The organism is Halpernia humi, assembly GCF_900108025.1.
Taxonomy (GTDB): Bacteria; Bacteroidota; Bacteroidia; order Flavobacteriales; family Weeksellaceae; genus Halpernia; species Halpernia humi.
In genome coordinates this window covers 405536-418980 of the sequence record NZ_FNUS01000001.1, presented here as the reverse complement: position 1 = coordinate 418980, position 13445 = coordinate 405536, and the positions used below count along the sequence as shown (strand labels likewise).

The following is a 13445-nucleotide window of genomic DNA, read 5'->3' as shown; positions in this document are numbered from 1 at the left end:
TTTCTTTTTAATCAGAAAGAACACCTTGGTAAGTTATAAAAAATATTTGCGCGCTTCGTGAGACCTTTTTGCCTTTGTAGTAAAATTTATTCGCGGCTAATTTTTTTTCCAAAAACCTTTGTGGTTAAATCTAACTCATTTTTTGCCGTGGCAAACCAATCTCATGCTCCTGCGGATAGGGTTTTCGCGACGTCATACTCACATCTTCTTTTAATTTATTTTGGGTTTCAAAAGACTTTTTATCACCATTTGAATATCTTGGATCGGGAATAAAAGGCATTTTTGCCATTTTAAGAACCGTAATTGTCGGGAAATGAAAATCCACTTCCACCAAACCCAAAAGCAAATAGCAACCGCCACCTTGAAAAGGATATTTTTGCAAATTATCTGGAAAATGCGCCGTATCAAAAAACTGGCCTTCTGCATCTATCCAAGTGCCGAAAAACATCGTTCCCTTTTTAGTCGGAACGTGTTTTCGGGAAATTAAATACGCCATCATTTTCACCTGTTTTTTATGGTATTTTATTAAATCTTTTGCCATCACATGTCCTCTAAATTTAGTCTGTAACAAATCAAACGGACTACAAGAAACGGTGAAACCCAAAATTTCAATCTCATCAAACGCATCTTCAAAAAAATTTCTTTTAAGTTCTGGTAAATGGTATTCTTTCGCAGGTTCTTCTAAAAACGAAAGCATTTTGCAATCGGGTTTATAAGTGGAAAGGATGAATCTGGCTTCAATTAAAAGTTCGTTTTTTTGTTTTCCTGTAAATCTAAACGCGCCGATAAAAATTAAAATCTGCAAACTTTCTATCCCTAGCGGAACACGTTTTATAAAGTTTTCTAAATTTTTAAAATCACCATTATTTCTACGTTCTTCAGGAATAAATTGGGCAATTCTGGCTTCAATTTTTTCAATGTGCATAAAGCCCAAAAAAACTTCGTCGCCGTAAACTGTGGTAGTGAAATTGCTTTTATTCACGCAGGGATTATTAATTTTCGCGCCCGACATTCTGGCTTCATGCACGTAAACTTCAGTTCTATAAAATCCGCCTTGGTTGTTGATAACGGAAACCATAAACTCAATCGGGTAATACACTTTTAAGTACAAACTTTGGTAACTTTCTACCGCGTAAGACGCAGAATGCGCTTTGCAAAAAGAATAACCGGCGAAAGATTCTATTTGCCTGTAAACTTCCCGCGACAATTGTTCGGAATGCCCCAATTTTTTACAAGATTCAAAAAAATGGTCTTTTACTTTTTGTAAAGCTTCCAAAGACCGCCCTTTTCCGCTCATCGCCCGGCGAAGAATATCGCCATCGGCGGCAGAAAGTCCGCCAAAATGAAGTGCAATTTTTATCACATCTTCTTGGTAAACCATAATGCCGTAAGTTTCGCCCAACTGTTCTTTAAAAACATCATGAAAATATTCAAATTTATCGGGATTATTATGCCTAAAAATGTATTCGCGCATCATGCCACTTTTCGCTACACCTGGCCGAATAATGGAAGACGCAGCAACTAAAACTTTATAATTATCGCATTTCAAACGGCGCAAAAGTCCTCTCATTGCGGGACTTTCTATGTAAAAACAGCCAATTGTTTTTCCTTTTGCAAGAAACTCATTACAGATTTTTTCATCTTTTGAAATGGAAGTATCTTTAATATCTACAAAAATATTTCTGTTTTTTTTAATTAAATCTTGTGTATCTTTTATGGTTCCCAAGCCGCGCTGCGAGAGAATATCAAATTTTTCGAAACCGATATCTTCCGCCACATGCATATCAAACTGCACGATGGGGAAACCTTTTGGTGGCATTTCTAATGCCGTGAAATTGGTAATTGGTTCTTCAGAAATTAGAATTCCGCAAGAATGCATACTTCTTTGGTTGGGAAATTTTTCTAATAATTTACCGTATTTGTGAACGAGTTTTACCACAGAATTTTCCTCGTGTTCACTTAAAGGTTTTGTAGCCAAAGCATCTAATTCTTCTTTCGGCAAACCGAATACTTTCCCCAGTTCGCGGAAGATGGAACGGTATTTAAACTCGACATTTGTGCCGCAAAAAGCGACGTGTTCTTTACCGTATTTTTTAAAAATATAGTCTAAAATGGTATCTCGGTTTTGCCAACCCCAATCGATATCGAAATCGGGCGGACTTTTTCTATTCAAATTTAAAAAACGCTCGAAATACAAATCCAGTTCGATGGGGCAAATATCTGTAATTCCCAAACAAAAACTGACGATACTGTTTGCGCCACTTCCCCGCCCCACATGCATAAAACCTTGGCTGTTGCTATATCTAACGATGTCCCAAGTGATGAGAAAATAGCCTGCAAAATTCAATTGGGCAATTACTTTTAGTTCTTTTTCAATTCTTTTTAAAGCGTTTTCTTCCTGCGCTGGATATTTTATTTTAAAACCTTCATAAGCCAGTTTTCGCAATAGTTTTTCGTCTTCTTCTTTGGAATTGGTAAAATATTTTTTGTTTTTTGGCGTACCGAATTCAAATTCAAAACTGCAATTATTGAGAATAAATTCGGTGGTTTTTATAATTTGCGGATGGTTTTTAAAAGTGTTTAAAATTTCGGTTTCTGGTTTTAAAATTTCTGTGTTTTTGCAAAAATTTTCTGGGGAAAGTTTAGAAATTAAAGTATTCAAATCTATGGCGCGCAAGATTTTATGCAGATTAAATTCTTGTTTGGTTTTAAAAGTAACGGGCTGCAAAATCACCATTTTATGCACCAAACGTTTCCAAAGTGAATTAAAAATAAGGTTTAACTGTTCTGCTTTTACGCCGATGAATTCATGCTCCAAAAGTGTTTCGGGCACATTTTCTAAAGGATAAATAACGAACACATTTTTAAAATCGGGATTGGTTTTGGGCAAAATTTCTCCCTCGCAATTATGTGCTGTGAGCATTTTATTAATTTCAGAAATACCTTCTGAATTTTTGGCTAAAGTGATGTAATACAATTCATTTTCTGACCGAATTTCTACGCCAACGACGGGTTTTATATTGTTTTGATGACAAAGTTTGGTGAAATCATAAATCCCAGTAATGGTATTAATATCGGTTAATGCTAAAGTTTTGATATTATTTTCCACGGCTTGTTGCACCAAATTTTCGATGGAAATGGTGCCGTAACGCAAGCTGTGGTAGGTGTGGCAATTGAGGTACATTTTTTGGGGTTATCTTGAAAAAATTCGTTTTAATATGGAATTTTTATTTTTTTATAATAAGAAAGTTTTTTATTCAATTGGAACGGGCTAAAGCCAATTGATATTCGTTATTTTTTATCGGGCTAAAGCCCGATTCTATTGATAAAAAAATTAAAATCTTCTAAATCATTTTAAACTTTAATTCTTGGCGTTCACCGCGCCCCGACTTGAGTGGAAATCCCCGCCGTGGCGGGATTGGGAACGGAAGGCGGAAAAGGCGCCCAAAAAAAATTTAAACTGAACTATTATATTTAAAACTCAAGGCTCTGCCGACGGAATTTTCGCCAAATCGGTTTTTGATTTTATCCATCGTTTGGTAGAGCGCCATGAGTTCTTCGGTGTCTTCAAACAAATTCATTTGATGATTGCCATGGACCAATCCGGTGAATTTTAGGCCGATTAATCTTAATCTCATCCGGCGTGTGTAGAGTTTTTTAAATAATTCTAATGCCACTTTTGTTAGTGTGTGATCGGCGGAAGTGTAGGCGATTTTGTGCTGCTTGGTTTCTGTATCAAAATTAGAATAGCGGATTTTGACGACTACGACGGAAGTGAGCCATTTTTCTTCTCTTAATTTAAAGGCGAGTTCTTCTACCATCCCTGTGATTAGGGCTTTTACGTTTTCAACATCTATGGTATCTGCAGAAAATGTGTGTTCGGAGGAGATGGATTTTCTTTCGGAATAAGGCACGACTGGGTTTGGATCTATTCCGTTCGCTTTTTGCCAAAGTTCGCCGCCATTTTTACCGATTAATTGTTGCAAAACTTCGCGTGGCATTTCGGATAAAGTTTGGATGGTTCGGATGCCAATTCGTGATAATAATTGAAAAGTAACGTTCCCAACCATGGGAATTTTGCGAATTGATAATGGATTTAAAAAAGGTTTTATCAAATTTTTTTTAATTTCCATTTTGCCTAAAGGTTTGGCTTCACCTGTCCCGATTTTTGAAACGGTTTTGTTATCCGATAAAGCAAAACTGATGGGTAAACCGGTATTTTTTAAGATAGATTTGGCAATTTCGCCCGTCCATTTATAACAGCCAAAAAAACGATCCATTCCAGAAAGATCGAGGTAAAATTCATCAATACTCGCTTTTTCTACGACGGGAACTTGCTCTTGGATAATTTCTGTGACGGTGTGCGACATTTTAGAATACAGATCCATATCACCTTTTATCACTCTGGCTTCGGGACATAATCTTAAAGCCATTTTAATTGGCATTGCAGAATGAACGCCGAAAAAACGGGCTTCGTATGAACAAGATGCTACTACGCCTCTATCGCCGCCGCCAATGATGATGGGCCTTCCCTGAAGTTCAGAATTTAAAAGTCTTTCGCAAGAAACGAAAAAGGTGTCTAAATCCATGTGTACAATTGCTCTTTCCATGGGTACAAAATTATTACGTTTTGTAGCATTTTTTTGTATATTTGTTGGTATAAATTATAGCAATGTCAATTTTATCTGATAACATGCGCTATCTCAGAGCGCAACTCAAATATTCTCAACAAAAGATAGCGGATCAGCTTCTCATCACGCGCGGAAGGTATGCGAAATACGAAGATGGCGCCTCTGAACCACCTTTAGAAATTTTACTTAGAATTTCAAAATATTTCCACATCAGTATTGATTTATTGGTGTCTGTGGATGTGCGCAAATATCCTTTAGACAAAATAATGAAGTTGCCCGATAACCGAATTGTTTTACCCGTAAACGTAGATTTAAAAGGGGAAAATATGATAGAAATTATTCCGCACAAAGCGCAGATGGGTTACTTGAGCGGCTACAACGATCCGGAATATATTGAAAGTTTACAAAATATTTCGCTACCGTTTTTGCGGAACGGAAAATTTCGTGCTTTCCCGAGTAGTGGTGATTCTATGCCGCCTTATGGTGAAGGTACTTATATTGTGGGAAAATATTTGGAATCTTTAAATGATTTAAAAAAGAAAAAAACCTACATTTTCATCACGAGAAACGAAGGGATTGTTTATAAAAGATTATTAGAAAAATCTGAAAAAAGTCTGACTGTGGGATCTGATAATAATTTCTACGAACCTTACGATATTAAGTATTCTGAAATCTTAGAAATCTGGAGTTATGCGTGTAGTATTAATACGAAAGAATTTGAGAAAGATGCACTAGATACGCAATTGATTATGAGTAAATTGCGAAATATCGAGGGGATGATGAGAAAGAAATTAATTTAATTTCTGTTCTTTTTTAGCCGTAAAAGAGGGAAAAAACTAACTTTAAATAAGACATTCTAAAGAGGGCAAAATGTAAAAATTTTGCTGTGCTACTTTTATCGTTTATTGGTCAAGTTAAAAAAATGCGTTTTAGTAGCATTTCGCGATTTTTTATACAAACTCCAAGGTCGTTTAATTTTGTAGAATATTGTAGGTTTCTTTCAAAAAAATTATTAAACCCTACTATTTTATAAGATGAAAATCTCTTAAAAAACTTTGCCAAAGTATTTTCTTTGCGCTTTAAAACTTTGGCAAAGTGAAAATAGCGGGAAATTTCATTCGTTAAAAATATCAAAAGCACTTTATTAAAGCGGGAAAAGTTCAGCAAACAAATTTTCACTTTTTTCTACAGCCGCGAGATTTGGGTTTAGGTTTGGAAATGAAAAATCTTCGAGTGGATTTCCTTCAAGCCATTTTTTGTGATTATTTTGCGCTAAACAAATGGGCATTCTTTTCTTTATGTTGTGGATTTTACTCATCAATTCGTTCGCTTTTGTGGTTACAATGCTATAAGTGTAAAGCTCTTTGCCAGTTTCTGGGTTTTCCCAAAGGCTGTAAATTCCTGCTAAAGAAAAAAGCGTTGAATCTTTGATTGCGATTTCAAATTTTCTTTTATTTTTTCCTTTTGCATCTTGCCATTGCCATTCGTAAAAAGATTTCACAGGAATTAAACAGCGGTTTTTAGTGGAATTTTTGTAAGAATTAAGTGTTTCTGCAGTTTCAATTTTTGCGTTTAAAGTATTGGTTTTTTTTAGGAAATCTTCTTTAGCCCAAATTGGCATCAAACCCCATTGTGCTGTGAGAATTTCAGTAGGCGCAATATCTAGAATGACGGCAGTTTTTGGATGGCTAAAACCATTTATTTCATCTTCTGGCTGATAATCGAGATCAGTTTCTTTGGCATCGTAGTATTTTTCTGCCTGTTTTATGGAAAAATTGGTATTGACTCTGTAACACATTTTTGTTATTTTTTGAACACATTCATGCAATTGAACGCGCCAAAAGCCTCGTTCTTACAATTTTTTTTTAAAAATAATTAATTTTAAATATAATATCGAAAATTTTTATACAAAAAAACCGTTCCGACAAGATTGTCAAAACGGCATTTTTTTTATGTAAACGTTTGATTCTACTTTTTAAGCGGTAGTTCTTTGCTAGAACTTGTGAAACCGTGTAGTTTTTCATCTGACGCTTTTCCTTTCCCTTTTAATAAATCGTATGCGATTGCTGAAGCCACAAATATGGAGGAATAAGTACCGAAACCAATACCCAAAAGCAAGGCAAACATAAAGCCACGTAGGTTTTCTCCACCGAAGATAAAGATGGCTAAAATTACCAATAATGTGGTAAATGAAGTATTAAAAGTTCTACCCAAAGTACTGGAAATTGAATCATCAAACAATCCTGCCAAAGAAATGGATTTTTTCTCGCGTAAATATTCTCGAATTCTATCAAATACAATTACCGTATCATTAATGGAATACCCAATGACGGTAAGAATTGCGGCAATAAAATCCTGATTAATTTCCATATTAAACGGCGCATATTTATAAAATAAAGAGTAAGCACCCAAAATAATGACTGAATCGTGAACCAGAGCAACAATAGCACCTAAGGAGAATTGCCATTTTTTAAATCTTAATAAAATGTAAATAAATATCCCAAAGATGGCAATTAAGAAAGCTTTTGTCCCTCCTGTTTTAATGTCGTCTGCAACGGTTGGTCCTACTTTGGTGGAAGATACAATCCCCGCTTTATCAACATCTGCAGATTTGAATTCTTGCAATGTGATATTTGCAGGTAGATCTGGTTTTAAACCTTGAAATAATTTTGCTTCAATGGTTTGATCTGCTTTTAAAGAAGCCTCATCTATTAAATAATCTGTTGAAATTTTCAATTGATTATCCGTCCCGAAAGTTTTTGCTTCTACAGAACTATTTTTTCCATTGGCTGTTTTGAAAAGAACTGCTAAATTTTTCTGAACTTGTGCAGCATTTACAGGTTTTTCAAATTTTACAACATAGTTTCTTCCTCCGGTAAAATCAATACCAAATTTAAAACTATTGGTAAAAATGGAAACCAAACTTCCTACCGTAAGTAGAATTGAAAAAATGTAAGTGTATTTTCTTTTCCCAATAAAATCGATCCATACATTTCTAAAGATGTTTTTGGATGCTGCCGTCCAAACAGATAATTTTTTACCTTTATTTAAACGAGTAAAAATCATAACTCTAGAAAGTAAAACCGAAGTAAAGAAAGTCATCATCAAACCAATACCTAAAGTAACCGCAAAACCTTTAATAGGACCAGTTCCGAAGAAAAATAGAACTGCAGCGGTTAGTAATGTAGTGGCGTGACCATCAATAATTGCGGAAAGTGCGTGTTTGAAACCGTCTTTGTAGGCTTCTAAAATATTTTTGCCGGCAAAGAGTTCTTCTTTTGTCCTTTCATAAATAATAACGTTTGTATCTACCGCGAGCGCCATTGTAAGAACGATACCTGCAATCCCCGGAAGGGTTAAAGTTGCATCTATAGAATCCATAATTCCAAAAATGAAAAATAGATTGATGATCATCGCGATTACTGCATAAACTCCTGCACCACCGTAATAGAAAATAATATAAACAATAATGATACAAAATGCGATCACAAAAGAAAGCATTCCTGCGTGGATAGATTCTGCACCCAAAGATGGTCCTACAACAGCCGATTGTACGATTTTTGCTCCTGCTGGCAATTTACCTGCGCTTAAAACATCCACTAAATCTTTGGCTTCTTCTGGAGTGAAATTTCCTGAAATTTGCGTTCTTCCGTTCGGAATTACACTTTGCACATTTGGCGCAGTGTAAACTCTTCCATCTAAAGTTACGGCCACTTGTTTGTGGATATTTTTTTCTGTTAAAGATTTCCATTCTTTAGAACCTTTAGAATCCATTTGCATATCTACAACTACTCTACCGAGTTCGTCATAATTTACGTTTGCACTTTCTACTGCTCCATCTACTGGTGCTTTACCTGTAATATTGCCACGGATAGCGTATAACACTAAATTTGTAGGATTGCTTTGTTCTGGTTTGTAACCCCAAAGAAATTGGGTGTATTTTATATTTGAAGGTCTTGCGTTGATTGCAATTTTACTATTCAAAATTTTGTTTACAGCCGCAGTATCTGATAATTTTACGTTAGCAGCTCCTTGGGAAGGAGAAGTACCAAGTTGAAGTAAATTTATAAGATTTGTTTTTTTACTCACACCCATAGAATCGCCTTTGGTAGCAATTAATTGCGCTAATTCCTGAAAATATGGCCCAACCTCTTGGATGGTTTGAACTTCCCAAAATTGTAGTTTTGCCGAAGATTGAAGTAATTTTTTAACCCGATCAATATCTTTTATACCAGGCATTTCCACAAAAATACGCGCCGTTCCAGGAACACGCTGCACGTTTGGCTGAACTGCACCAATTTTATCGATTCTGGTTTTAATAACTTCATAAGCCGTTCCGATGGAGGCTTCTATTTTCTTTTTCACGATAGCTTTTACCTGCTCATCGCTTGTATTAAATTTAATTTCACTTAAACCTTGGTTTCCGAAAATTTCTGGATCGGCTAATTTTAAATTCGTTCCTTTTTCTTTGTTTACCGCAGCAAACTCTGTAAAGAAATCATCAATATAATTTTTTGTAGAATGTTTTTGAAGTTCATCCGTTCTATTTAATGCTTCAAGTAAAACCGGATTAGTAGAATAATTGGTAAGATCATTAATTAAATCTTTCTGATTAATTTCTAGCAAAACGTTAATACCGCCTTTTAAATCTAGACCCAATTTCATTTCATTGTCGTGAGCCGTTTTGTAATCTAGTTTTTTAAATCCTAAATTCAGCGTTTCTTTAGAAAGTCTGGCTATTTCCTGTTTATATTTCACAGGATCGTTCCCTGCAATTGCTTCGGCACGATTTTCTATTCTATATGCATAAAATGTCGGCGCTAGAGCGCTTAAACAAATCAGTCCTAAAATAACTGCTATCGTAACAATAAGTCCTTTTCCTTGCATTGTTTTGTATTTACTACATTAAAAATTATAGGCGGCAAATATACTTAAAATCTCGTTAAATATGAATTAATTTCTAAAATTGAAGAAAATTTTTTATTGAGTTTGCAATTTTAAAGTCATTTTAAAGCTAAAAAAGTTTAAGCATAAAACTCAAACTTTTCAATACAGTCGGCGAAATTTAATTTAAATAATAATTGTAGGCTATAATATTAATCTTTAATTTAAATTTTTGCTTAGCAAACCTACTTGTTTTTCGGTCTCAATCCTATTTTGAAAATCTTGGAAATGATGTTTTTGAAAGTCTGTACTTCCTTCTATTGAGCCATTTGAGTAATCTATTCTGTAAAATGCAACTATTTTTAAATCTTCAAAAGGTACTTCTAATTCTGCAGACGCTTCTGGATCTCCTTTCGCATTTCTTATGAAAAATTTTGCCGAAATCAATTCAGAATTTTTTGCTTTTTTCAAAATCATTTCGATTTTCTGGGCCACAATCAAATCTTTAGACTTGTTTTGTTTTAAGAATAATTCTAAAGTTTCTAATTCCTTTTTGATTGATTCATCAGAAGTTGCGTAAGAAAATTCTTTAGAATTTGTGATATAATTTAACCCAATTCTTCTGCTTTTAGATGTGCTGTATCTTGCAATTTCTCTATTATTTTTAAATAATGTTACGATGGTTTCACTACCCTTTCCAACCGTTTCTGTATTGTGAATGGCGTATAAATCGCCAAAATTATTATAAAAATAAGACTCTTCAGATTTTCCCATTTCATTGGTTGTGATTACCGAAGAAAGTTTATTGCCGGTGAAATTATATTTCTTATTTAGATTAATATACTTTGAAATATATTGCGAACTTAGCAAAGATTTGTCTGCATCATATTGGTAACTTACTTCATAATCTTGGTATTCATTTCCCGCATTATATTTTTCAGATTTTACTTCATCATTTTCATATTTGTAAATAGTTGATTTTTTAGCACCTTTATTACGCAAATCTTTTTCAGTAAAAACCATTATTTTTTTATTCGGGCCAAAATAATAGTAATTTTCTTCTAACTTTTGCAATGAATCACCATCAACAAAATATTTTACAGAATTTATACTTTTTACGCCGTTGCTATAACCAAAATCTATTGGGCTTAGCTTTGGTAAACTTTGAGCAAGGCAAAAAATATTTAAACTAAAAATTAGAAACAGAAACGCATATTTTTTCATTTTTAAAATATTTTCCTATTTATTCAAATTCGGTGCAATGTATTCTGAATGTAGCGTCACCAATAGTTTTTTTGTAGTTTCATAATATTTTGCCACCGCTTCTACTGTACTGTTTTTTGATAGCACCGTTGAAGCGCCCGTTTTTTTATTTACATAGTTGGCAGATTTCAAGGTAATTGTAAAATCTTTAATGCGAAAATCATAATTTACAACCATTATGGCATACCCTAAACTATCTTCCACTTTATATTCTACATCATAATTGTTAGATTCTGGATTTCCGATGTATTTAATGCTATATTTTTTTGCAAGAACAGTTTCTCTGTAAGTTTTGGCAAAATTTTTCGCCGATTCTCTATTATCTGCTGAAAGATAATTTTTGGTTACAGAATTTTCTGTAAGAGAAGAAGGTGTTTTGTTTTCTGATATTTTTAAATATGTAAAAACATCATCTATAAATTGTTTTTTCGAAAGATTATAAAGCGATACCACTTTTTCATTTTCATGGTTTGCGGAGAGTTTTATAATTTTCCCACTTGCAGAAATAAATGTGGCATCCAAAATACTGAGAACAATGTGATCGGTAAAGAATTGATAATTCATTAAAATTTTGGTTTCTGCGTTACCAGAAAAAAGTGAGTAATTTATGGTATAATCATCATCAGAAATTTTATTTGTAAAGGTTGCTTTGTACTTACTATTGGCATAAGCAGTTTGAAATTCCTTCAAAACATTTTGCACTTGAGCCTTCGTTTGGTCGGCGTTAAAATATCTGGTTTCGGTATCTATCCCAAACAAAATTTGGAAACTAAACAGAAATACGGCGGTAAGTAAGATTTTTTTTAACATTTTAATCGTTTTTTATAATTCCAAATTTATACATAAACAAGTTTCCTTTCAATAGGTCATTTGCCGTATTTTAGGTCTTGCTAATTTTTATTTATTTTGTTTATTATATTTTTTGATGAAAATAATTGAGCAATTAAATCTTCGGTATTTTAGTTTTCTAGGAACTTTGGTTCTTAGTATTTATGCGCTTTATAACAAAGAAATTTCAGTCTTTTATATGCTTTATCTCTTTTGGTGGCAAGCGCTTATCGAGATATTTACCGTTATAATCATTAACTTTAAAAAGACGAAAAATTTCATTAATTCTGCAAAATTGGTTTCCTCTTCATTTTTTTTGATGTTCATTTATTTTATATTTATTATAGTGCTATTCGGTTTTGTGTTTGCTTTTAGAAATGAGGATTTAATAATGTTAAATTTTCAAGTTTTCTTCTTTAGAAATACAACATTTAATTTGAATATTTTATTAATGCTCATTTTTGCCGTGCTTTATTTTAATTCAGAAAAAAATATTTTCTATGCCAATCAAAACTTTGGTGTTTTTTCTAATAGAATGCTTATTCTGCACGTTTCCATTATTTTAGGCGCCGTTATACATTTCGGAAGCCAGCATTTTTTGGATGTAAGGTTTACTAAAAGCATTTACTTTTATATAATTTCTGCGCTTCCTTTTTTAATTATTAAAAGCATTTTCGAGTGGCATGATAGTTTATAAAAAACTTTAAAAAAACAATTATGAAATCGCCACGATTTGCAAACGCTAACACCTATGAAGATTGAGCGATTGCATATGACCTTAAAAGACAATAAAAATCTACATATGAAAAATATATTTTATTTAAAATTAATCTTCAGCTTTCTTTTCTTGTCGCAAATATCATTTTTAAATGCTCAAGATTTTACTGGGAAAACTGAAGCCGAAATTGCCCAATTATTTGTAAATAATACTAAAAAAGGCAGTGATAATAGTGCTGCAAAAGCATTTAATTCTAATCTTTTAAAATATTTTAAATCCATTTCTCCACCGAATGTTTCAATAGCTATTGATACGAAAATGGCGGATGTTTTTAAAGAAATTTATAAAATAGATCAGTTTTCTTCTTTTAGATTTATAATGACAACGGAAGATTTAAAGGCTTATAGTGGAATGGCGCCCTTTCTCACAGCAGAGCAAAAATTATATTTGAAAGAAACGGCACGTGCAAAAATAAATAATTATAAACCAATTGTAAACAACCAAAATAATGCGATAAGCGAAACAGATAAATTATACAACGGAAAAGGCGCGTTTCCGCAACAATTTAATAAATCAAACTACACTATAAATTTTCCGCGTGGTACCGTAAATTATAGCTTTTCACCCATTTATGCGCCAAGAATGAAATATAAATCGTTTGAAGTGGACACGGGTTTTGTGACAGGTTTAGATTATAAATACGTGAGATCTGGTTCTACAACTTACGCAAGTGTTCGGTTTAATCCAAATATTACAGCCTATCACCTACTCAGTTCCTTGCCAGAAAATAAATCTATGGTCGTGATGATGATTGCGATTAACAAACTTTTCCCAACCCAAACATATTTAAAGGCAAAAAATGAAGGTGGCTTTTATATTATTACTTCAGACGTAAAACCAATAGGTTGGCAAAGTTCTTACAACGTTGTGAAAGAAAATGGTTACACTATTATTGCAAAAGCCCACCGCAATTACGGCGATAAAGATTTGATTGTGCAAATTATCCGAGTAAAAAGAAATTTAAAGTACGAAAGCGATATGACGGCAGATGAAAAATATTTTCTAAATGATGCTGCGGTTTATAAAAGACCGTATTAAAAATCTAGAATTTCAACTTTTCC

Annotated in this window: 9 protein-coding genes; 3 read left to right on the top strand and 6 right to left on the bottom strand. The window is 33.4% G+C overall.

What is annotated here, in order from left to right; genetic code table 11:
- Positions 1-130: 130 nt before the first annotated feature.
- Positions 131-3184 (bottom strand): DNA polymerase III subunit alpha, encoded by a 3054-nt coding sequence (locus C4S29_RS01960; RefSeq protein ID WP_103912444.1) that lies wholly within the window; start codon positions 3182-3184, stop codon positions 131-133.
- Between the two features lie 271 nt (positions 3185-3455).
- Positions 3456-4610: a DNA polymerase IV gene (gene dinB, locus C4S29_RS01955; RefSeq protein WP_103912443.1), complete on the bottom strand. Its 1155-nt coding sequence runs from the start codon at positions 4608-4610 to the stop codon at positions 3456-3458.
- A 62-nt stretch (positions 4611-4672) separates the two neighbouring features.
- Between dinB and C4S29_RS01950 the strand changes: the two genes are divergently transcribed.
- On the top strand, positions 4673-5431 hold the full coding sequence (locus tag C4S29_RS01950) for an XRE family transcriptional regulator (RefSeq protein WP_103912442.1): 759 nt from the start codon (positions 4673-4675) through the stop codon (positions 5429-5431).
- A gap of 344 nt (positions 5432-5775) precedes the next feature.
- On the opposite strand, the gene C4S29_RS01940 is transcribed toward C4S29_RS01950, so the two are convergent.
- The 4 genes from C4S29_RS01940 to C4S29_RS01925 form a co-directional block, all read right to left on the bottom strand.
- Complete coding sequence (locus C4S29_RS01940; RefSeq protein ID WP_103912440.1) at positions 5776-6429, bottom strand: SOS response-associated peptidase; 654 nt, start codon at positions 6427-6429, stop codon at positions 5776-5778.
- Positions 6430-6599: 170 nt separating this feature from the next.
- Positions 6600-9518 carry a protein translocase subunit SecD gene (gene secD, locus C4S29_RS01935; protein WP_103912439.1) on the bottom strand — a complete coding sequence of 973 codons (2919 nt, stop codon included), beginning with the start codon at positions 9516-9518 and terminating at the stop codon, positions 6600-6602.
- A 216-nt stretch (positions 9519-9734) separates the two neighbouring features.
- Positions 9735-10739: a hypothetical protein gene (locus C4S29_RS01930; RefSeq protein WP_103912438.1), complete on the bottom strand. Its 1005-nt coding sequence runs from the start codon at positions 10737-10739 to the stop codon at positions 9735-9737.
- 15 nt (positions 10740-10754) lie between these two features.
- Complete coding sequence (locus tag C4S29_RS01925) at positions 10755-11588, bottom strand: hypothetical protein (RefSeq protein ID WP_103912437.1); 834 nt, start codon at positions 11586-11588, stop codon at positions 10755-10757.
- 115 nt (positions 11589-11703) lie between these two features.
- Between C4S29_RS01925 and C4S29_RS01920 the strand changes: the two genes are divergently transcribed.
- Both C4S29_RS01920 and C4S29_RS01915 read left to right on the top strand, forming a co-directional pair.
- Complete coding sequence (locus C4S29_RS01920; RefSeq protein ID WP_103912436.1) at positions 11704-12303, top strand: hypothetical protein; 600 nt, start codon at positions 11704-11706, stop codon at positions 12301-12303.
- Between the two features lie 105 nt (positions 12304-12408).
- Complete coding sequence (locus C4S29_RS01915) at positions 12409-13422, top strand: hypothetical protein (RefSeq protein ID WP_146063240.1); 1014 nt, start codon at positions 12409-12411, stop codon at positions 13420-13422.
- Positions 13423-13445: the final 23 nt, after the last annotated feature.

Excerpts from the sequence above, each read along its gene's own strand:
- C4S29_RS01960 (WP_103912444.1), bottom strand. The coding sequence starts at position 3,184 with ATGTACCTCAATTGCCACACCTACCACAGCTTGCGTTACGGCACCATT.
- dinB (WP_103912443.1), bottom strand. The coding sequence starts at position 4,610 with ATGGAAAGAGCAATTGTACACATGGATTTAGACACCTTTTTCGTTTCT.
- C4S29_RS01950 (WP_103912442.1), top strand. The coding sequence starts at position 4,673 with ATGTCAATTTTATCTGATAACATGCGCTATCTCAGAGCGCAACTCAAA.
- C4S29_RS01940 (WP_103912440.1), bottom strand. The coding sequence starts at position 6,429 with ATGTGTTACAGAGTCAATACCAATTTTTCCATAAAACAGGCAGAAAAA.
- secD (WP_103912439.1), bottom strand. The coding sequence starts at position 9,518 with ATGCAAGGAAAAGGACTTATTGTTACGATAGCAGTTATTTTAGGACTG.
- C4S29_RS01930 (WP_103912438.1), bottom strand. The coding sequence starts at position 10,739 with ATGAAAAAATATGCGTTTCTGTTTCTAATTTTTAGTTTAAATATTTTT.
- C4S29_RS01925 (WP_103912437.1), bottom strand. The coding sequence starts at position 11,588 with ATGTTAAAAAAAATCTTACTTACCGCCGTATTTCTGTTTAGTTTCCAA.
- C4S29_RS01920 (WP_103912436.1), top strand. The coding sequence starts at position 11,704 with ATGAAAATAATTGAGCAATTAAATCTTCGGTATTTTAGTTTTCTAGGA.
- C4S29_RS01915 (WP_146063240.1), top strand. The coding sequence starts at position 12,409 with ATGAAAAATATATTTTATTTAAAATTAATCTTCAGCTTTCTTTTCTTG.